General features: G+C 42.2%; 10 protein-coding genes. 3 read left to right on the forward strand and 7 right to left on the reverse strand.

Features of this window, described 5'->3' with window-relative positions; genetic code table 11:
• The first annotated feature begins 8 nt into the window (after positions 1 to 8).
• Together AC1DYB_RS09855 and AC1DYB_RS09860 are read left to right on the forward strand one after the other, a co-directional pair.
• Positions 9 to 1,568, forward strand: a complete 1,560-nt coding sequence (locus AC1DYB_RS09855; protein WP_477434492.1) for a RagB/SusD family nutrient uptake outer membrane protein — start codon at positions 9 to 11, stop codon at positions 1,566 to 1,568.
• Between the two features lie 73 nt (positions 1,569 to 1,641).
• On the forward strand, positions 1,642 to 5,205 hold the full coding sequence (locus AC1DYB_RS09860) for a VCBS repeat-containing protein (protein WP_477434494.1): 3,564 nt from the start codon (positions 1,642 to 1,644) through the stop codon (positions 5,203 to 5,205).
• A gap of 144 nt (positions 5,206 to 5,349) precedes the next feature.
• On the opposite strand, the gene AC1DYB_RS09865 is transcribed toward AC1DYB_RS09860, so the two are convergent.
• From AC1DYB_RS09865 to AC1DYB_RS09895, 7 genes are all read right to left on the reverse strand, one after another.
• Entirely contained in the window at positions 5,350 to 7,602 is a 2,253-nt protein-coding gene (locus AC1DYB_RS09865) for an FG-GAP-like repeat-containing protein (protein ID WP_477434496.1), read from the reverse strand.
• A gap of 253 nt (positions 7,603 to 7,855) precedes the next feature.
• The gene (locus AC1DYB_RS09870; protein ID WP_477434498.1) at positions 7,856 to 10,360 is read right to left on the reverse strand and encodes a glycoside hydrolase family 95 protein; all 2,505 of its coding nucleotides are present in this window, start codon (positions 10,358 to 10,360) and stop codon (positions 7,856 to 7,858) included.
• A gap of 176 nt (positions 10,361 to 10,536) precedes the next feature.
• Positions 10,537 to 11,739, reverse strand: a complete 1,203-nt coding sequence (locus AC1DYB_RS09875; protein ID WP_477434500.1) for an endo-1,4-beta-xylanase — start codon at positions 11,737 to 11,739, stop codon at positions 10,537 to 10,539.
• Between the two features lie 72 nt (positions 11,740 to 11,811).
• Positions 11,812 to 12,666: a sialate O-acetylesterase gene (locus tag AC1DYB_RS09880; RefSeq protein WP_477434502.1), complete on the reverse strand. Its 855-nt coding sequence runs from the start codon at positions 12,664 to 12,666 to the stop codon at positions 11,812 to 11,814.
• A 13-nt stretch (positions 12,667 to 12,679) separates the two neighbouring features.
• Positions 12,680 to 14,653, reverse strand: coding sequence for an alpha/beta hydrolase-fold protein (locus AC1DYB_RS09885; protein WP_477434504.1), 1,974 nt, complete (start codon positions 14,651 to 14,653; stop codon positions 12,680 to 12,682).
• Positions 14,654 to 14,683: 30 nt separating this feature from the next.
• The gene (locus tag AC1DYB_RS09890; protein WP_477434506.1) at positions 14,684 to 15,958 is read right to left on the reverse strand and encodes a family 8 glycosyl hydrolase; all 1,275 of its coding nucleotides are present in this window, start codon (positions 15,956 to 15,958) and stop codon (positions 14,684 to 14,686) included.
• A gap of 67 nt (positions 15,959 to 16,025) precedes the next feature.
• On the reverse strand, positions 16,026 to 17,987 hold the full coding sequence (locus AC1DYB_RS09895) for a family 43 glycosylhydrolase (RefSeq protein WP_477434508.1): 1,962 nt from the start codon (positions 17,985 to 17,987) through the stop codon (positions 16,026 to 16,028).
• Positions 17,988 to 18,579: 592 nt separating this feature from the next.
• Here AC1DYB_RS09895 and AC1DYB_RS09900 point away from each other — a divergent pair.
• The gene (locus AC1DYB_RS09900; protein WP_477434510.1) at positions 18,580 to 22,794 is read left to right on the forward strand and encodes a hybrid sensor histidine kinase/response regulator transcription factor; all 4,215 of its coding nucleotides are present in this window, start codon (positions 18,580 to 18,582) and stop codon (positions 22,792 to 22,794) included.
• Positions 22,795 to 22,823: the final 29 nt, after the last annotated feature.

Consider the following 22,823-nt stretch of genomic DNA (forward strand, 5'->3'; position numbering starts at 1 on the left):
GATATATTATGAAACACAAAAAAATTTATTTATTGTCAACCGTTATGTTGCTAACAATAACGGTGATCGTATTGTCCTGTAAAAAAACAGCGCTAAATACTTCTGATCCCAACAACCTTACTACGGGCAACTACTATAAAACGGCAGCGCAATTAAAGTCGGGCGTTAACGCCATCTACGCCGTTATGCATCAAAACAACCTCGTATCGCGGGAGTGGTATTACCTGCATGATACAAGGAGCGACGAAGTAGCACCAGGTGGCGGGCAATTGGAAGCCCCAAGGCTCCAATTGATTAACAATACCGACGATCCTACAAACTCTGTGATGAATTCTGTATGGAATGGCTGGTACACGGTAATTTTCCGTGCCAATGTTGTAACCGATAATGCATCAAATGTTACCGATAACATAGCCGACGCGAAAAAATCAGTGGGCGAGGCAAAATTTCTACGTGCCTGGGCTTATTTCGACCTGGTAAGTATGTGGGGCGGGGTGCCACTGGTAACATCAGTTCCAAAAAGCCCAACCGATTTTAAACCACGTGCGGAGGTTGCCGCCGTTTACGCGCAGATAGTTCAGGACCTTACAGATGCCGCAGCAGTGCTGCCCGGGAAATCAGCTACTGATCAGGGACGGGCCACGGCATCTGCCGCCTATGCTATGCTGGGCAGGGTGTTAATGCAGCAAGGCAATTATGCTGATGCTAAAGCTGCATTTCTTAAGATACCTACCAGCGGGGCCGATGGCTATTCGTTAACTTCCCGTTATCTTGATAATTTTGAGTTAGCTACCGAATTTAACAAAGAATCAATTTTTGAAGTTGTGTTTGTAGATAAAGGAACTAATGGTTACAACTGGGGCGGCGAAAGCGCAACTGAAGACCAGTCAACAGTTAGAAACCAGGAATACTGCCCTGTTGCATGGAGAAACCTTATTCCTTCAAACAAATATCTGAATGAATTTGAAAGTACAGCCACGGGTGCGGTAAAAACAGATCCACGTTTTTCATATAGCGTTTATCAGAGCGGCGATGTTTATAACAATGGCCAAAGCACATTAAGCGATGCCGATCAAAACGGTAATTCTTCGGTGTTGAACGGCGTTACCAAAAAAATCAGCTGGCGTAAATTCATGATCATTTACCAGGAAAGTGCAGCTACTGCAGGCTTCCACCCGGCCGGTAACAACCAACGTATTATCCGCTATTCGGAAGTTTTACTTAACCTGGCCGAGTGTGCTAACGAAACTGGCGACATTGCCGGAGCTATAACATACCTTAATATGGTGCGTTCAAGGCCAGATGTTGCCATGCCTCCTTATCCAACAGCCCAATTCCCGGTTGCCTCCAAAAGTGATGTGGTTAAAGCCATCATGCACGAAAAAATGGTAGAATTAGGCGATGAAGAAGTACGCAACATTGACATTTTAAGATGGCGCAAAAAAGGGTATTTCGCTACCGAGCCGATTGCTGCTTTCCACGCCAACAGAGACGAGTTATTACCTATACCTCAAGCTGAGTTAGATAATAATCCTCTTGTTACAGGACATCAAAACCCTGGTTATTAATTCACTTCGCACTTATTTTTAAAAAGCGGGCGGCCTACAAGCCGCCTGCTTTTTCTTATATTTATGTTAAACTATGAAAAGGCTCCTTATTGGCTTTACTGTTGCGATACTAATTTCGTCCTGTAAAAAACATACGCTATTTGAGCAAATACCATCTTCTGCTTCCGGCGTTACGTTTAATAACCTGATTACAGAAAACGATTCGATTAATCCTATCGATAATGCCACTGTATATAATGGCGGAGGTGTTGGCATAGGTGATTTTAATAACGATGGCTTACAGGATATTTACTTTGTGGGCAACATGGTGCCAAATAAGTTATATATCAACAAGGGTAACTTCAGCTTTGAGGATGTTACTGCAACAGCAGGTGTAGATGGCAAAGGACGTTGGGGACGGGGTGCTTCTGTCATTGATATTAATAACGATGGCTTACCCGATATATTGGTATGTAATTCGTTTGCCAATGATCCCAAAAAAAGGCAGAATTTATTGTATATAAACCAAGGGGCTAACACAAACGGTGTGCCTGTATTTAAAGAGGAAGCGAAGGAATACGGCCTTGATAGTCAGTTATTTTCTACAATGGCCAGCTTTTTTGATTATGATAATGACGGCGACCTTGATATGTATTTGACCGTAAATGAGCCAAACCCTGCCGAATTCCCGAACCAGTTCAGGCCCATTAATAACATTGGCACCGGCAGAAGCATGGGGCGATTATATCGGAACGACTGGGACCCGAAACTTAAACATCCGGTATTTAAGGATGTATCATTAGCCGCGGGGATCAAGATTGAAGGTTACGGGCATGCTGCAACTGTTGCTGATATAAATCTCGATGGCTGGAAAGACATATATGTCACCAACGATTTTCTGTCTAATAATATATTGTACATCAATAATCATGATGGCACTTTTACCGATCAGTCTAAAGCGTATTTTAAGCATACCTCTTTCAATGCCATGGGTCAGGATATTGAGGACATCAACAACGATGGGCTGGCCGATATATTTGAGCTGGACATGAATCCTGCCGATAATTTCCGAAAAAAAATGATGTCGGGACCAAGCAGCTATAACACTATTCAAAATTTTGACCACTACGGTTATCAATATCAATATGTTCGAAATACACTACAGCTAAATCAAGGACCGTCTATAGGAGAAAACAACCAGGTTGGTAACCCAACTTTTAGCGAAATAGGCTTTTTAAGCGGTGTGGCCCAAACAGACTGGAGCTGGACCCCGATGATAACCGATTTTGATAACGACGGTTACCGCGATATCATAGTTACTAACGGTTATCCCCGCGACGTTACAGATCATGATTTTATTGCTTACAGATCCAATGCATTTTTAATAACGCCAAAGAAGGAAGTTCTCAAGCAGATACCGTCAGTCAAAATTCACAACTACGCCTTCCGTAACCAGGGCGGTGTGGAATTTAATGATGTGAGCATGGATTGGGGTTTGGGTATCCCCTCCTTTTCGAATGGTGCAGTGTATGCCGACCTAAATAATGACGGCGCACTGGACCTTGTAATTAATAATATCAACGATGAAGCGCTGATTTATAAAAACACCGCCGGGGAGGATAAAGAAAATGTGCACCATTACCTCAACGTAAAGTTTAAAGGCCCAAATCAGAACCTCGAAGGAATCGGAACTTTTGTGGATATATATTACCAGCACGGCTTACACCAGGTTTATGAAAACACCCCTTACAGGGGCTACCTTACCAGCATTCAGCCTATAGCACATTTCGGGTTAGGTAAATGCAAAACCATAGACTCGGTGGTTGTTAGGTGGCCGAACAAATTCAGGCAAACATTTTTAAATGTAGATGCAGATCAAACTTTGTCTGCAAACGTTAATAATGCTCGTCAAATCTATACCTGGGAAAAACCTATACAGGTAAAAACTCCGTTGTTTACCAATATCACGGGCAAAAGTGGTGTTAAATACATTCATCGCGATACGGATTATACAGACTTTAATATTCAAAAACTTTTGCCGCATAAGCTTTCAGAGTACAATCCCGCGCTCTCAGTTGGCGATATTAACGGCGATGGCCTGGATGATATAGTTGTCGGTGGAAATTTGACTGAGCCGGCACAGCTCTTTTTTCAACAAAAGAACGGCACATTTATACAACGGGGCCTTTTAGAAGAAAAGAAATATGATCATCCCTACCTTGATGGAGGAATTCTCATTTTCGATTCAAACGGCGATAAATTTCCTGATGTATTAATTACCGGCAGCGGTTATAAAACGCCGGCAAATGATCCCGCATACCAGGACCGCCTATATATTAATGATGGCAAAGGCCATTTTACGCTTGCAAAGGATGCGTTGCCGGTATGTTTTAAAAGTAAATTATGCGTAAGAGCATTCGATTACAATAACGATGGCAAATTAGATCTCATTATTTCAGGCCGGGTTGAGCCCTGGAGATATCCCGAACCAGTAAATAGCTATATTTTAAGAAATGACACAAAGGACGGGAGGGTGAAATTCACAGATGTAACTAATGAAGTTGCACCAGACCTAAAAAAGATTGGGTTGGTATGTGATGCTATTTTTAGTGATTTTGACAACGATGGTAAAACAGATCTGATATTGGCAGGAGAATGGATGCCACTAACCTTCTTAAAAAACTTAGGCGGAAGATATGCGAACGTTACAGCAAAAAGTGGTGTCGGCAATAAAACCGGATGGTGGAACTCAATAATTGCGGGTGATTTCAGGCATACAGGCAGAACAGATTACATAGTTGGAAATGTAGGCTTAAATACCCTTTACCAAGCCAGTGAAGAGTTTCCGGCCTTTATTACAGCAAATGATTTTGACAAAAGAAACCGGTTTGATGCATTTCCATCATTTTTCCTTCCGGGCAAGGATGGCATAAAACGCGAATACCCTGCAAATGTAAGGGATGATGCCATTAAGCAAATGATAACTTTGCGTGCAAAATTCACCAACTATCATTCTTATGCGGAGGCTACAATGCAGGATGTGCTGAGCGCCGAGCAAATGAAAAGTGCGCTGCGGCTTAAAGCTACCGAGCTAAGGTCCTGCTATTTTAGAAACGATGGCGAAGGTAAATTCACGATAGTTCCCTTACCTCTTGAAGCGCAGGTTTCGGCATTAAATGGGATGGTGGCTGACGATTTTGATGCGGACGGCAACCTGGATTTATTGATTAATGGAAATGATTTTGGCACTGACGTTTCAATTGGAAGATATGATGCCTTAAATGGCTTATTGCTAAAAGGTAACGGCAAAGGTGATTTTGCTCCTTTATCAATTGCACGCAGCGGCATATATTTACCTGGAGATGGGAAAGCGCTCGTAAAATTAAAGGGCGCGGCTGATAACTATTTACTGGCGGCAAGCGAGCACCTAGGCCCTCTCCGAATTTTTCAATTAAATGCTCACGTATCCATGTTAAAAATAAGTGATACAGATCAAAGCGCCGTTATCACTGATAAAAATGGCAGTAATACCAAACAAGAATTTTACTATGGTAGTTCGTTTCTTTCTCAATCTTCCAGGTCTATCCTCATTAGTGATAAAGTAGCGCAGGTATCTATAAAAGATTATTCGGGGAAAACGAGGTTAGTTAAATTTTAGTCAGGATAATTTGAGCGGTTTAATCGATTAATTAGCTGTTCCTAAAAAGGACTTTCTATCGGGAAAAATCTAAATCATTCTGCAAATCCATTTTGCATGATGATTTAGATTTTTCCTTTTTTGCTCAAATGTGCGTAGTACTTTTTACTTAAAAATATCTTTGCCTTTTACCGTCATACCAGCCATGGGCATTGACATTGGCTGCATGACTGTATTAAATTTAAGTGTCTTCAAATTAAATGGTGTTACCTTGCCATCTTCTGTTATTTCCAGGAATTGGTTAGGCTTTATTTTTTGAAGATGCTGCACGGTACCACTCCCTGCCCATCGAATCGAGATATCATCGATGATACTGGCCTGCCCTATCCCTATTTCTTGCCTTAATGGAGATGAACCAAAGCTTCCGCCGGAGTTTACATCTTTAAACACACTTCTTTGTAAGCCATTTTCTGTAAAAGTGACTTTGATTTGTGACCCAATAGCACTCCTGTTTGACTTTTTACCAACCAGTTTTAAACCTATCCAATTATTATTATTTTGACCTGGATTAAGGTACAATGCGCTTTTATAAGCATCGCCTATATAAGCCCCGCCCATCTCAATGAAAATATCCTGCAGGCCATTATTCCTCAAATCGGCAAACGACACGCCATGGCCTTTTTGCAAATTGCCGGTACGTGACGAACTGGTTACATCGGCAAATTTTTTGCCCCCTATATTCCGAAAAAGTTTATTCGGTATAAGCGATCCAAAATCGGGATTGCCGGTTCCAAAATAAATATCGGGATAGCCGTCATTATCAATATCACCAAAATTACCCCCCATGCTAAACACTACTTTGTTCAGCCCTACATCACGGGTTACATTTGTAAATGTTCCATCTCGGTTGTTTTTAAAAAGAAAAATATTGCCATTATTTGCCACAGGTGTACCCAAAGCCTCCAATGCAGCATAATAACCAAGGGTTGTAGTAAAATTATAACTACTAATCAAAATATCAGGCCATCCATCATTGTTGTAATCATAAAACCAGGTAGTAAATGTATTTTGTGTAATATTAATGCCCGCTTTTTCGGTAACATCTTCAAAATCTACATTCTTCCCTCCCTTACATTTATTTTTCAGCAAATATTTTCTTCCGCTCATGGTAGAAACAAAAATGTCGGGCCAGCCGTCGTTATTGTAATCTGCTGATGTTACACCTTTTACAAAATCATTGATCCCGCAATGAGCTTTTTGAGCCATTTCATTAAAAGTACCATCATGGTTATTCATATAAAGTGCCGATGGATGGTTATTCTTAGGGTCAGTTCCGCCATGGCTTTCCATCCCGATAAAAACATCAAGCCAGCCATCGTTATTAAAATCGGCCCATACGGCAGTTTGTGTAGGATGCATAAATTGCAGACCGGCTGCAATGGTAACATCGGTAAACCTGCCGTTGCCGTTGTTTTTAAGCAATGAACTTGGCTGGTTGCCAAAACCATCCCGAAGCCAGCCTCCCCGCATTATAAAAATATCCGGACGGCCATCGTTGTTATAGTCGGTTTGTTCAATATTAAGGCCGCCAACCTCATCTTGTAAGCCACTTTGAGTGGTGCGATCGCTAAAAGTACCGTCTCCTTTGTTATGAAAATAATGCATGTGATCCTGAAGATCCATCCCACTTGTAATAATGTCTATATAACCGTCGCCGTCAAAATCGTCGGCTATGGAGCCGCCTGCCCTGCTATTCAGGTTAATACCAACATTTGCTGCAACATCTGTAAATGGCTTCACTTTGTATGGGCCATCGTCAGCATTTAAGTTAGGGATCACATATTGGGCAGGAACCTGATCAGGATAACCACCTAACGTCATATAAGCTATATTTAACAGCCATCGGGACTGGGCATCATGAGAGTTACTTTTTAAAATATTCTCCAGTGTTTCAATTGCTTGCTGTGATCCTGTTTGCGCCTGATGTATGCCTGCTCCTTTAATTGGGAATATACATGATGAGCCGTTATGGCCAAGCATGCAATTGGCGCGTTCTCCTAAACGCATAAAAGCAACAGCCTGATCTGGCATTACATTTACGGGATTCATGTAAGGCGGCAGTTTTGAAACTTTTGAATATATGTCAACAGCCTGTTGTTCATGACCTTCCTGCAACTCAAATAAAGCTTTTTTTAACAACAATTGAACATCATACTTTGGCGAATCAACCTTTAACAGCGAATCGCTGGCAGCAAGGCGGGCATCAGAACTAAAAATATTTTGAGGATTATAATTTCGTCTTTCAAGTTGCTGCAGCAAGTCTGTCATTTTCGTCGGCGAATGTGGCTTACATGATATTATTAAACCACAAGTACATGCAGCAAAAAACATGGCCATTTTTGCAAATCGTGATAACATGATATTTCGTTTAAAAAAAATTCGATACGGTTTATTGTTCCCTAAATCATGAAAGGCCCCCAGATAAAATAGTTTCAACCGTAAAACGGACCGAAATTTTAAATAATATTGTATCTGACAACCCTCGTTAAGAAGCGATTAGTAAAGATAAAAAACGACCATAGCCCCAAACACAACGTTTGTTTATATTCATATAACATCTGTATAAATTTACAGGAACTCTCTTTCAATAGAATTTTTTAAATCCTTCAGACTAATGCAAACCGTTATTGATAATGGTATATGTTTTACCCGGACGCGTAGCTACATCATACATCCAGGTTTTAGGTAAGTCGGGCTGAAGATTTTTGTCGCTATTTTTTATGATCGGCGTTTTCAAATCCATTGTTTGGTAAAAGCGGTTTTTATTTATCCCGCTTACTGCTGTCAGCAATTTACCATTCATCTGTTGATTGACACGCAGACGGCAGTTTCCGCCAAGTGAGGAATGTATCACCAATTTAATAATTTTATGGTTAGCCCATTTTATATCTACTTTAAAACCACCTCTCGCCATTAACCCCGATATACTGCCATCCTTCCATTCATCAGGCAATGCAGGCAATAGGTAAATCGCACCATCGTGGCTTTGCAAAAGCATTTCTGCTATCCCCGAAGTACAGCCAAAATTACCATCAATCTGGAAAGGCGGATGAGCATCAAATAAATTGGGATAAGTGCCACCAGAGCCCCCGCCTATAGGTTTTATTTGATCTTTAATAAGCTTGTAGGCGTGATTACCATCCAGTAAACGTGCCCAAAGGTTGATCTTCCACGCCATTGACCATCCGGTTGATACGTCACCACGATAATTAAGTGATTTTTTTACAGCGGCAAAAAGTTGCGGTTGCGTAAAAGGAGATATCTGGTTTCCCGGAAACAAGCCGTATAAATGAGAAACGTGGCGATGGTGATCATCCGTACGATCAAGATCTTCCAGCCACTCCTGTAACTGCCCGTACCTGCCAATTTGCATTGGAGGTAGTTGGCGGCGGTAGGTGGCCAGGCTATCTGCAAATACTTTGTCAATATTTAGTTCGGCTGCCGCTCGTATAGCATCAGTAAACAAGCCGTAAACTAACTGATTATCCATGGTGGCGCCTGCAGTAACAGAGACCTGGTTTTTTCCGTCGATATATTCGTGTTCGGGCGAAACCGACGGCGACACTAACAGCCAGCCATGTTCAGGATCTTTTTGAAGGGCATCAACGTAATACTCGGCCGCGCCTTTAATTATCGGATAATATTGCTTTAAAAATTCTTTATCGCCCGAGTATAAATAATGTTCCCACAGATGCTGGCAAAGCCACGCATTTGACGTTGGCCACAAACCCCAGAAAGCGCCGTCTACAACACCGGTTATGCGCCAGATATCAGTGTTATGATGTAACATCCATCCACGTGCTCCGTACATTATCCTGGCAGTAGGCTTGCCTGTAACAGACAAATCTTTGATCATATTAAAAAGCGGAGTGCTTAATTCTGGTAACTGGGTTACCTCACTTGGCCAATAATTCATTTCGGTATTGATGTTAATCGTATACTTACTGTCCCACGGGCCTTTAACTTCGCCGTTCCAGATACCCTGTAAATTGGCTGGCTGCGATCCCGGCTGAGATGAACAAATCAACAGATAGCGACCATATTGAAAATATAACTCGGCTAATTGCCTATCCTTATTGGTGGAAAAATTTTGGATCCGAACATTTGTTGGCTGTTTTGCTGCACTATCTGCACCAAGATCAAGTTTAACCCTATCAAAATATGAGCGATAAAACTTGATGTTTTCAGCCAACAATTCATCGTAACTGTTCGCATAGGCCTTGCTTAAAATATTTTCTGCCCGAAGCATTGAATTTGCTGAAACATCGTGATAGTTGATAAAATTGGTGGCCATAGAAAGATATATCACGGCCGTATCTGCATCTGCGATAGTAATGCCCGAAGTATCTGCAACGTTTGTGCCTCCCGAATTTTTGACCCTGGTGAGCACATTAAATTCTATTTGTCCTTTTTGCCCTTCGTGCTCACTGCCCTGGCCGGATAAAACCAATGCTTTTTCGTTATTTATGGTGACTGAAGATTTAAGAGGGCTTTGAAGTTTTAGCCTGCAGTTAATCATGCCCGGCTTATTGGCTGTAAGTTTTACCATGAACACATCTGCGCCGAACGAGGTAAAAAACTCTCTTTTATAGTTAACGCCGTTTAAGGTATACTTTACCGTAGCCGTGGCATTCGCTATATCCAGGTCGCGATAATAATTGCTAACGGCATCTGATCTAGGAAAGCTGATATATAAATTACCCGCAAGTTGGTACGGCATGCCGCTATTACCTTTTGGGCCAAGTTTACTGTTAGCTAATTCTTGCGCTTCCGCGTACTTTTTCTCAGCGAGCAACCGCCTCACCTGATCAATGTATGGCCTCGCACTTGAATCAATTGTATTATTGGGGCCTCCTCCCCATATGGTTGATTCATTGAGCTGAATGCGTTCGTTTTGCACGTTGCCAAACACCATACCCCCTATAAAACCGTTACCAAGAGGCAGGGCTTCGTTCCAGTTTTTAGCCGGTTGATTATACCACAATTTATATCGCTCGGAATTATCGGGTACGCTATTTTTTTTACCAGCATAATTTTTCTGTTGAGCCTGTATTGATGAAAACATCAATAATACCACAGCAAATAAGTACACTTTTTTATTAACTAATCTTGTCATATACTTTGGTTTGTAACGTGCAATCCTCATTGGACAGCATTATTATTATCTTTCTATTATATCGTCTGCTTCAGCAACATCCTCGTTTTAAATCCATGCCGTGTGCCTAATGCTTATAGCCTTCGGTAGTAAAACCCATTGATCACACCTCATCGCGAAGTTCAACAAAACTTGGGTTAAAAATTCACTACAGACCAGTAGGCATTTTTGCGTTGCCGGTTTTCGTCAAACAATAAAGGATAGGCTTTTCTTACCGTGCGGGGCGTGTTCTCGCCTGCGGCGGCTCCGCCAGTTAATCCTCCCCCTCTCTGGTCCAACCAGCTGTATTTGTCAGATACGTTCCAGAAAGTAACACTTGTTATAAACTTTTTATACTGCCTGAAGATATCGAACGCCATTTTGTATTGGGCTATTTGTTTGGCTTCCAATTCTGGCGTATAACCCGGGTCAGGGGTTGGCGGAGTTGATCCGGGCGCAGGTTTTGGTTGTGGCAAACGTATAGTAATATCCAGTTCGGTAAATTGTACCTTTAAACCTAACGAGGTTACTTCATCCAAAGCTTCACGTAATTCGACGGGCGATGGTTCATATAACTTCCAATGCGCCTGCATGCCCACCCCATCAATAGGTACGTGGTGCTCAATCAATTTTTTTAACAATTTAAATATCTTTTCTCTCTTTACCGGGTGTTCGCTGTTATAATCATTGTAGTATAACTTAGCCTGCGGATCGGCTTCATGCGCATACCTAAAGGCAGCCTCTATAAAATCGGGGCCATTGCATATGTTGTACCAATTGCTTTTACGATATATCTGCGTTGTATCATCGCTATCATCAACGGCCTCGTTAACCACATCCCAGGCATAAATTTTCCCCTTATATCTTCCCGCAACGGCAAAAATATGATCCTTTAAGCGCCGCAACAGCAACTCTTTGGTAACCGGCTTTCCGTCGGCCCCTTTAAACATCCATGCTGCTTCCTGGTTATGCCAGCATAAGTTGTGCCCGCGTATTTTAATATGATGGCTCACAGCAAAATCAACAATTTTGTCGGCATTTTTCCAATTATAAATATCTTCTGATGGATGTATCGGGCCCATCTTCATATCGTTCTCGGGCGTTATGCTGTTAAATTCTTTCACAATTAATGCAGAATCAGGACCATGCAGGGAAGCCATACTAACCGCAACACCAATTGGGAAATAGTTTTTATAATAATCTTTTAAACCTTTGTCTGGATGATCGGCTTTTGTACCCGCCCGGAATGAGGAAGCTACCTGGTGTTTAGGTGTGCATTGAACAAACGATAAAACAATAAACACAATAGCCGGGAGCAGAAAGCCCCGGTCTACTTGTTTAGTGACAGTTGAAAAATTCATAAATCATTAATGGTTTTATTTGATAGTGTTTAACTGTGCTTACATCACTCCGCGTTACTCATCTTAAACAGGTTAAAGCTTAACGGTTTCTGTAAGCTTGTAACCCAATAAGGAAAGCATTGCCTCGCCATATCGTTTGCCTAATAACCTGTAGCCTTCTGCTGTAAAATGAAGATGATCACGGGAGCAGGGACAACCCGCTGAAGAAATAACGTATGAATTAGTAACAGCCTGAGGTAAGGTTGCAATAATTTTATTCATCGCAGCGCAAGCGCCGTCCTGATCAGCATTTACTAATTCGCCTGCAAGTAGAGGCACTTTTTTAGGATTCAGGTTTAAATCTTTGATCAAATTATCATAAATCCCTTTTACTTTTTTTGTCCATAGCGTATCATTAGGGTTCGATTCTCCCTGGTGTAACAAAATACCCTTAATTACACCAGCCTTTTGAGCTGATCTGGCCAGTTCTATCAACCTTCCGTATGGATTTCCACCATATTCAGCGGCAATACTTTTCATCCAACCGGGGGCTGTTGCAAGGTATGATTGATAACTATCCTTTTCAAAAATTTCAATTTTGGCACCGGCGACAGAGACATTTATAATGCCGACCCTTATATTTTCGGGAAGGTTAGCCACCAAAGTCCGGCCGAAATAATCTGCCGGGGTTAAGCCCGTAGTACACCGCGCCAATGGCGGCACGGCCCTATACCAATTATCTTTTATCCTGCCTTTGTCGCCACAATCAACAGCTTGCAACAGCTGAAACCGGCTATCAATAGCGGTAGTGTCTTCGGCTTCAATTTTTGCATTACCCTCCATATTTGATTGACCAAAGCAGATAAATATGTAAAATTTCTTATCTCGCGAAAAGCTTTTCAGGCTCAGCAAAGTGAGGCATGCCACGGCTATGAATCTAAACTTCATTTTCATGTATAATTCAATTCTTAAATATCAGGCCTGCAAACTGGTTTAAGGAGCGTCTCCAGGATTGCCACTCGTGCGCAGTGCCCGGCGATTGGTAAAATACATGTTTAATGCCTGCCTTTTCAAGCCCCTCGTGAAAGCCTTTTACCATGGTTTGCATTCTTTCCTGCTCGGTAGTTCCAACACTTAAGTAAAGTACTTTAACCTTTTCGTTAAAAACATTTGCATCAGCAAATACGCCGTTATACATTTTGGTTATATCGGTACCTGGCTGCATGAAACCAGCGCCGCTAAAACCTCCTATATAAGCAAATTTGTCAAGATTGGTCATTGTAGTTTGGAATGTTTGAAATCCTCCCATTGAAAGCCCGGCCATAGCACGGTGATCGCGGCTGGCAAGCGTCCTGAATTTTGTATCAACCATTGGAACAATTTCTTTCACAAGCACATCCGGAAAAACATTTCCTGCCATGCTCATTCCAGGTGCGTTAGTAGCTACCGGCTGCGTTGGATCTGTGGCATACCCCCTATCCATAACAACTATCATAGGCGTTGCCTGTTTCCCCGCAATGAGGTTATCCAATATAAAATTCATTTTACCTTGTGTGGGCCAGCCGGTTTCGTCTTCGCCCGAGCCATGTTGTAAATAAAGTACCGGGTATCTTTTGTCGGTTTGCGTATCATAACCGGGAGGTGTATATACATTTGCCCGCCTCCAGGCCTTTGTTATGTTGGAGTAGTAGTTTACTGAACGCACCTCACCGTGGGGCACATCTTTGGTGGTATAAAAATCGCCCTCCGGATCAGGAATATCAATCCCGCTTGCCATTCTTCCCATACCGTAAAAAGTTTGACTTGACGGATCGACAACGGCAACGTCATCAATTATCAAAGAATAATAGTGAAACCCTAATACTATCGGGTCGGTAGTTACCGTCCAGTAGCCCCCGGTATCTTTGGTCATCGGGTACTTTTTCAGTAAGTCAATTTGAACACTTTGTGCCTTCGGAGCCTTTACACGAAAAAAAACGGTATTGTCTGGAAATATCTGCGGGTATTGCACGCCCGGAATATTAGTGGGCGCCGGTACACCTGCTTCATTATAAGAATAACGGGCGAACGTTGAGGCATCAACCGGCTTAAAAAGCATTTGTGAAAACATATATAAGCCGTTTTTCCAAACCTTAAAGTTATGCACGCCCGGTTCGATATAGTAAACATGCGGCACGCCTTTCTCTGCAAGGTAATCATGGGTCCGTTTGCTGAATGCAATTAACCCATCGCTTGATCCACATGATATCCAAAGTAATTTTAGTTTACTCTTTGCCGCGTCGGGGTTAGGAAGCAATTCTTCAGGTTTTTTAGTATTGGGGGCTGAGGAAAAGCCACCGACCCATGAAAATACGTCAAGGTTTCCCAAACCGAAATTTAATGATTGCCCGCCGCCCATCGAAAGGCCCGCCACTGCCCTATGATCCTTATCAGTATATACACGGTATTTACTATCAATAAATGGTATCAGATCGTTCAGCAAATCTTTTTCAAAAACGGCAAAACCTTGTACCTTATCGGGTGCCATGATATTTCCCGTCGCGCGGTCGTCCTTCATAGCCCTGCCGTTCGGCAATACTACTATCATGGGTACAATTTTACCTTGTGCATAAAGGTTATCCAATATCACCTGGGGGCTGCCGCCGTTATACCATTCTTTTTCATCACCACCAATACCATGCAAAAGATACAGCACGGGATATTTTTTGCTTTTAGAATATCCGGGAGGTGTGTAAATAAGAGCACGGCGGGTATTGCCCACCGTTTTTGATTGATAGGTGATGGTATCAATTTTGCCATGCGGAATATCTGTACGAAATACATCAAAACCCGCTCGTGCCTGGCTAACCATATCTTGTGAATAAACCGGTGCATTAAACAAAAGAACGGCGCATACCGCGAAGAAAATTTGCTTAATATGTTGTAATATGTTCATTATTAATATTGTTTACTGGTAAATAATTTATCAATTGGTTTGTGGTTGTATAAGCTGGTATGAGCCGCTGAGATGCATCAGGCTGAATACATACAACAAGCCATCATAATATGGATCAAAATATCCATCTGCATAAGGCTCAAGTTTAGCGCTCCAAAGAGGTCGCACGAAATCGAATTTTGTGTTATCGGCTACCATGAGCGAGGCTGAGGCCGAGGTGGCCACCAATCCCAAAGAATGCCTTAACTTCTTTACTCCTCCTGCCGGAAGAACAAACGCAGGCGTAGATCCATCTGTATTAAACTGATCCTCAAAATCATTTATCCCCTTTGATCGTAAAAAGTTTTGAAAACGCTTAGCATACCCTTGCTGCCACTTTTTGTCTTTCCCAAACCACACATAATCCATCGCGATATTCATTGGCACGCGCCAGGAGTCGAAACGAAAAGCCGATGGCATCCGCCTCCCACCGAGCGACTTGCCATTAAAATCGGTATTATCAGGGTTAAGAGCCGTAACGGGGTCACAGGCCCTATGTAAAAACGCTCTTGCTGTATCTGCACAATCCCGGTAAAATTGTTCATGGCCGTCTTTTGCATAAAGCGCCCATACTTCGTAAAACGCAGGCAAGTGATAGGAAGGATCTGTCCACTCATACCCGCCGCCTTCGGGTACAAAGGAAATTTGTTTCGCCGCAATGTTTATTAAAGGATGAACACTCGCGGCACCTTCTTTTTTCCACATGGCGTCAAGTATCCTCCTGGCCTCTCCATAATAATTAATTCCTGTATTATTTCCCCATCGGTTGGACGCAAAAAGCAGGTCGGTGATATAGTATAATTCCCCGTCAGATGCGGAACCTTCTGAATTACGCTTCATCGTTTGGGGATTAATGCTCCAGGCAAAATACCCTTCGCTTGGTCCGTCCTGGTGTTGAAGATATTTTTTTGACCATCGCCATATACGGTCGAAGACATCTTTTTTATTAAGCTGCACCGCGATCATCATACCATACGAAAGGCCCTCTGTTCTGGCATCGTGGTTTTTCACATCAGACACGTAGGCCATTGAATCGCCTACCTCGAAATAAACCTTATTGGGGCCTTCAAACACATCATGATAAGCCTTGGCTACCTTAATGTTGATATCATCCTTGCTGTATCCAGCTTCATGAAAAAGATCAGGATAAACGCCGGATGCAAAGGCCCCTTTACCTGACATTTTTTTTGAAGCTTTGTGATTTTGGCTATTTGCCAAAGCAGGCAGCAAAGCAATCATTACATACAATAACACTAATTTTTTCATACTCACGTGGTAGTTAAATAAAGATTTTGTCTTACTATTTTTCTCATTGGTTAATAAAAAGGTCATCCTACTTGCCAGAAAACCTTATGCTTTTAATAAAGATGCTTTGCGGAACGCCTGCAGGATACCGCACAAAAACATCATGCTGCCCGGTAACATTTTTAAGTTGTTTGCTGAATGTTTTATAACTACCGCTGCCTGTAGCGTTTAGCGGTATTGTGGCTATCAATTTACCGTTCTGAAGATCATCAAGCCATATTTGAAGCTTGCCCTTGCCTTTTGAAGAAGCAACTACCTGGACGGAAGATGCCGACTGCCTTCCAATTTCCACACCGGATATCATAAACCATCCGCCATACAAAGATGTATTGGTTACCGTTTTCGCCATGCCTTTATTAACAGTTGCTATTCCATAGTAATTACGATAGCTTGCTGCGGGCAATGAGGAGGAGCCGTCTTTACAAATAAAACAGTCGAAATCCGCTGGCTTTCCTTCTGCAAATAACCCTACACTTGTACCTACCCATGAATTATAATTTGGCTGGGTTTCATCAAGTTTAACTGCGTTAATTGGCCTGCCTAAAGAAACCCAGGCTTTTCCGTCGCCGCTATAATATCCGGTTAGCTCGTGGCCGTTTCTTTCCAGTTTCAGCCAAACTATGTTTCCGAAGATGTTTGGCGCGCTCCGGCTCGCGGTATCCATTGTAAAAACAATTTTCTTTCCGTTGTCGTAACCGCTGTAAAGCTTCACTACCACGGTCTGGTTTCCGTTAGTAAGATAAATGCCAGCCTTGGTACCGTCATTCGTTGCACTCAGGTCAACCTTTGTAACAGCGGAATAATAGTGGTCAGTTTCTTTTTGAACAAGGTGGGTACGGGAAGAATCGGGCACAAGCCTTATCCATCCCCTCCGGCCGGTAAGTGAATAGGCGGCTGAAGCTTTTTTGGTGAGGAAATGCCAATTCAGGCTTAATTCACTGCCGTCAAAATAATCTGTCTTTACGCTTGTCCATGAAATACCTGACCGTGGCAGGTTTGGTTTCCGGATAGGTGTGGTGACTGGCGCCATACCCCATGGCCTGTCGCCCTCCCAGGTTACCGGGTAAAGCGAAGTTTGTCGTCCGGCACCAGACCAATCGTTGCCATCATACTTTTCATAGCTTTGGCCAATAGTCCACCAGGTGCCATCGGCCAATTGAAAGGGAGCTGAAATGTGGTTAGGACGACGGAAACCTGCCTTATCATCGGTAACCGGTTTAAAAAAATCACCCAGCCTCTCCCATTTTGTCGAATCGCCGGTCAATGCTCTTCCTCTTAAAACATATTGTCCGCCGGTAACATCGCCAGCCGGAAAGTAATAATAATAGCCATTGCGTTTACACATTACCGGGCCCTCTGCCCAGCTATATTGTAGCCTGGCGTTTACCCAGTCGAGATTTATCACATGATCTGTCAATTGCCCATCCTTACCCAGGGCTTGCAAACGATTAACTTTTTGACCGTTTTTTATTACCATGTAAGGTTTTCCGTCATCATCCACAAAAATGGAGTTGTCATAACCAAGATTACCTGTTTCTGGATTGGACTTTACCTGTACAGGAGCAGACCACGGCCCTTTAGGGGAACTTGCCTTACAAAACCACTGCCCTCCTGCCGAAAAATAGATCCAGTAAGAGCCGTAAAAATAGGTTATAGCACCCTGCCAGATACCAGCGGAAGGCCGGTCAGTAACCCAGGCCGCTTTGGATGATGGCAACACCCTGCTTATTACCTCCCAATGAATGAGATCTTTTGAGTGATAAATGGGCAGGTAAGGGTTAAAATGAAAGGAAGATCCGCAATGATAAAAATCATCGCCCACTTTAAGCAAGGTTGGGTCCGGGTGGTCGCCAGGTAACACCGGGTTCACATAGGTGTTAACTGTTTGATAAAACAAAGAAGAATCTGGCATTTTTCCCTGGCCATTGGCAAATAAAACAGCGAGCGTGAAGATGAATATAAGGCCGGTAAGCCTTGTGAATTGGTTCATAATATTTAATTAATTCAGATTGTACCCCAGGGTGTTTAAGTTGAAGCGTTGTTTCACAGATTGGCGGTTTACCTGGCGAATAAGTATTATGCATTCACGGCCTTATAATTTAGTTTGCTAAATAAAAAAGGGCACAATGGTAAAACCAATAATTGTTAAATCAACATCAACCAAAAGTATTTTGAAAACAGAACTTGCTGTGACACAAATGTTGATTAAATTAACACTTTAGTTGAAATAAGCGGCCTTTTCCTGCACAAGAGCCTTATTCAGGCATACCATATCCAAAACCCTAAATCATTTAATACCTGATTATCCGGTTGCGGTATCGCAAACAAATCGCGATACGGGGGCAAGTCAACAATAATAAACAGCGGTTTCAATTTGCGATGAATTAAGAGGTTTTTATCGGGTATACTACGCCAACATGATCAAATATCCACGTAAATAATTTACAGACTACCGGCTTAAGAATGTTATTTTTTTATTTATGCAATCGATTGTTTTTTTTGAATTTATAGTTTAGATTTACGTTGTGTGATTTTTACTAAACGATTGAAGTCCCACCTTTATAAACCTCATGTTTCCGAAAATGAAATTATCAGTACACTCATCTGCCGATAAAAAGGGGGGTGCCTGTACAATTTTAAAAAAAGCAATGGCATCTGGCATGTTAAATACCTCACCATCACATAAGCAAACTACTGTTACACGGTTGTTTTTAATTGTATTAACGGTATCACTCTGTATCAGTACCCAATGCCGCGGGCAGGCCATACGATTTACTGTACTGACATCTCACGACGGCTTGCTCTCAAATACGGTTAATGCGATCATAAAGGACCGTTACGGATTTTTATGGTTTGCTACCGCCGATGGACTGGACAGATTTGACGGTTTGGAACATAAGCCATATCGTTTTGATCCCGCAGACAAATCAGGCTATCGGTCCAAAGAAGTTACAAGCATGTATGAGGACGCAGCAGGGCAGTTTTGGGTAGCTACGATGGGAGGAGGATTATATTACTTCGACCGTTCTCATGATCAGTTTCGAACCTACCAGGAGAGTTCCGCAAATGGACGTCTTGCAAATAGCTACATAAAATCTATCTACGGTGATGATCGTGGCCGTCTTTGGATTGGTATGCTGGGTGGCCTGTGCGTACTTGACCCTAAAACAAAAAAAGAAATATTTTACGAGGCCAACGAAAACAAACCCGGGCAGCTCCATTCGGGTATCATATTATCTATCTTCCGGGATAGCCAACGGCGAATGTGGGTTGGTACAGATAAAGGGCTGTATCTTTATGATGAAGGATCAAACAGCTTCATTGCCTTTCTGCATGAAAAAAACAATCCCTCAAGTATCCCAAGTGACGGAATCAATACCATAGCCGAATGCCAGCACAGGTTATGGATAGGTACCGATGATGGACTAAGCAGTTTATCGCCGGATTTAAAAACTTTCAGAAATTTTAAATACAGCCCCATTGACGATAGCACGATCAGCGGCAACCTTATATATAGCATAGCCGCGAACGGTGATAAAATTTGGGTAGGTACCGAAGGTGGTTTGAATATTGTAGACCCACTATCGGGAAAGGCAACCCGCTACAATCACGACGACAGGGATAAGTTTAGCGTAAGCAGCAAATCTATCCGCTGCATTTATAATGATCCCGAAGGGATTTATTGGCTTGGCACCTATCAGGGTGGGGTTGATAAGTATGACAAACACCTTACCTTATTTAATTCAAAGCAAAATAATGCATATGACCCGGCCGGCCTAAGCGCGCCTTTTGTTTCATCGTTTGCAGAGAACAAGGACGGGGATCTGTTTGTTGGCACAGACGGCGGAGGCTTGAACCTTTTTCACATCAAGAGCGGTTTGTTTAGCCATATCGCTATAAAAGCTAAAGCAAGAAGTAATTCTGCCGGTCTTCCTATATTATGTATGATGCTTGACCGCAACCAGCAACTCTGGATCGGCACGTTTCAGGATGGCCTATTTAATTACAATACAAAAACAGGGCAGTATCAACAGTTAAATGCAGGAAACGATAATGCGCATATAAACCATAACGAAATTTTTTGTTTAAAGGAAAGCAGCAAGGGAAAGATATGGATAGGGACCAATGGCGGTGGCGTTAATGTGTTTGACCCTGATAAAAAAACCTTTTTTAAATATGTGTCAACTCCTGCTTCTGCCGGGGAAAGACCGTTACCTGTGAATGGTTTTATCAGAGCTATTGAAGAGGACCAGGAGGGAAATATATGGATTGGCACCTATGGCAGTGGAATAGCGGTTTTAAATCCTGCAACTCAAAAGTTTAGGGTGTATAATAATAAGAATACCGGCATGGCAATCGATCGCACATTTTCGCTGTTGCAAGATCATAAGGGTAACATGTGGATTGGCACCGCCGGAGACGGGTTATATTGCTTTAATTTCAACAATAAAAAAATCGTTAATTACTCCGCACCAGATGAACTGCCAGATGGAGTAGTGCACAAACTACTGGAGGACAATAGCAACAACATATGGTTGAGTACCGATAAAGGAATATGTATGCTTAACGCGGCATCCAAAAAGTTTACTCACTATTCTGCCTACAATGGCCTGCAAAGCGATGCATTCATCGACGGATCGGGCCTACGGTCAACCAAAGGCCTGCTTTTCTTCGGCGGAGACCGGGGCTTTAATTATATTGACCCGCAGCAGGAAGTAAAACGCAACAACAATGCGCCCCCGGTATTTTTAACCACCCTTAAAGTAAATAATAACATTGTATTATCCGGCAGTCACTCGCCACTTAAACAAGATATTTCGGTAGCAAAACAGATTGACCTGGATTACAAGGAAAACTTTTCAATCAGTTATTCTGCAATTAATTTTACGCTTCCCCAACGCAACAAATACGCCTACATCCTTAAATCGTTCAATAAAAGCTGGAATTATGTAGGCTCAGCTACTACAGCGTATTATACCAATTTAGATCCCGGCGAATACATTTTTGTAGTGAGGGCTTGCAACAACGATGGAATATGGAACAACTCTGGTGCACAAATCCGCATCGTGATTCATCCCCCGATTTGGATGACCTGGTATGCCTATTTACTATATGCCCTGATGGCTGTGGGCACGCTTCTGCTCATCCGTCATAGGGCTATAAAGAAATTGAAAAGCAAACTTGCGCTGGAACAGGAAAGAAGGGAAGCGGAACAACTGCATGAACTTGATCTGCTTAAGATTAAATTTCTTACTAACCTGAGTCATGAGTTCCGCACACCAATTTCGCTTATCATGGCACCTGCAGATAAGCTACTGGCAGAACATAAAGACGAGCAAACCACAGGCCAATTGGCAGTGATACGACGAAATGCGCGACGGCTGTTGAATTTGGTAAATCAACTTTTAGATTTTCGCAAATTAGAAGAGCAGGAATTAAAGCTTAACCTGGCCGAAGGTGAAATAATTTCATTTATAAGCGACGTTGTAGATTCTTTTCATGATCTGTCAGAATCGCGAAGCATCACGTTTGATTTTAAGGCACCACAGGAAAAATTATTCGTACGTTTTGATCACGACAAAGTGGAGCGTATTTTATTTAACCTGCTCTCCAACGCCTTTAAATTTACATTACCTGAAGGGACGGTTTCTGTTAATATTACGCAGCATTCCACATCGCACACAGATAAAACCGTGTTGGAATTAAAAATAAGTGACTCCGGTATTGGTATTGCCCCGGATAGAAAACATTTTATATTTAAACGGTTTTATCAGGCAGGGGATACTAATACAGGAAACGTAAACCCGGGAAGCGGAATCGGTCTTTCAATTACAAAGGAATTTGTTGAAATGCATGGTGGCAGCATAGCTGTTGAAAGTGAATTAGGAAAAGGTTCAGTTTTCAGCGTGTTAATTCCTCTTGAAGTTTTTGCAGATAGGTCAATTGCCGTTCAGCTGCCGGTTAAAACAGATGTTAAAGAAAACGATCTGCGGATAAAAAGGAATAATGCCCAGGCAATTACAAACATGCCAACACTGCTTATCGTGGAAGATAATGATGAGTTTCGCTATTACATTAAAGATAATTTAATTGCCCAATATAAAATTGTTGAAGCTTCAAATGGTGCAGAGGGTTGGGATAAGGCGCTATCATGCCATCCTGATTTGATCATTAGCGATATAACCATGCCATTTATGAATGGCATTACGCTGAGTAGAAAAATAAAAGCCGATAAACGTACCAGCCACATTCCATTTATAATGCTTACTGCCTGCACGCGCGAAGATGAGCAACTAAGAGGGCTTGAATCGGGGGCAAACGACTATTTGACCAAGCCCTTTAATTTTGATATTCTAAATATCAAAATTAAAAATTTATTACAACTCAATACCATGCTCAAAAACACCTATAAAAAACAATTGACGGTCATCCACCCCGATATAGAAATTGAATCAAGCGGAGAGAAGTTTTTAAGTAAGGTGATCAATTACATAGATAACAACTTAAATAATCCGAAATTTTCTGTCGTAAATCTCAGCGAACATTTGGCAATGAGCCGGGGTGCGCTTTACACAAAAATATTTGAGCTTACCGGCCTTCCCCCCGTTGAATTTATCCGCTCATATAAACTCGACCGCGCCGCGATATTGCTTCTGAAGAGCGATCTCACGGTTACACAAATAGCCTATGAAGCCGGTTTTGCTACACCCCATTATTTTTCCCGATCGTTTAAAGAGAAATTTAATATGCTACCTTCTGATTATAGAAAGGTGGAGAATAACAGGGTGCTGGCATAGAAAAATGGCTTTTATGTATTTGATATAAG

It is taken from the genome of Mucilaginibacter sp. P2_A4, assembly GCF_056405015.1.

Coding starts and splice junctions, on each gene's coding strand:
- AC1DYB_RS09855 (WP_477434492.1), top strand. CDS start 9: ATGAAACACAAAAAAATTTATTTATTGTCAACCGTTATGTTGCTAACA.
- AC1DYB_RS09860 (WP_477434494.1), top strand. CDS start 1,642: ATGAAAAGGCTCCTTATTGGCTTTACTGTTGCGATACTAATTTCGTCC.
- AC1DYB_RS09865 (WP_477434496.1), bottom strand. CDS start 7,602: ATGTTATCACGATTTGCAAAAATGGCCATGTTTTTTGCTGCATGTACT.
- AC1DYB_RS09870 (WP_477434498.1), bottom strand. CDS start 10,360: ATGACAAGATTAGTTAATAAAAAAGTGTACTTATTTGCTGTGGTATTA.
- AC1DYB_RS09875 (WP_477434500.1), bottom strand. CDS start 11,739: ATGAATTTTTCAACTGTCACTAAACAAGTAGACCGGGGCTTTCTGCTC.
- AC1DYB_RS09880 (WP_477434502.1), bottom strand. CDS start 12,666: ATGAAGTTTAGATTCATAGCCGTGGCATGCCTCACTTTGCTGAGCCTG.
- AC1DYB_RS09885 (WP_477434504.1), bottom strand. CDS start 14,653: ATGAACATATTACAACATATTAAGCAAATTTTCTTCGCGGTATGCGCC.
- AC1DYB_RS09890 (WP_477434506.1), bottom strand. CDS start 15,958: ATGAAAAAATTAGTGTTATTGTATGTAATGATTGCTTTGCTGCCTGCT.
- AC1DYB_RS09895 (WP_477434508.1), bottom strand. CDS start 17,987: ATGAACCAATTCACAAGGCTTACCGGCCTTATATTCATCTTCACGCTC.
- AC1DYB_RS09900 (WP_477434510.1), top strand. CDS start 18,580: ATGAAATTATCAGTACACTCATCTGCCGATAAAAAGGGGGGTGCCTGT.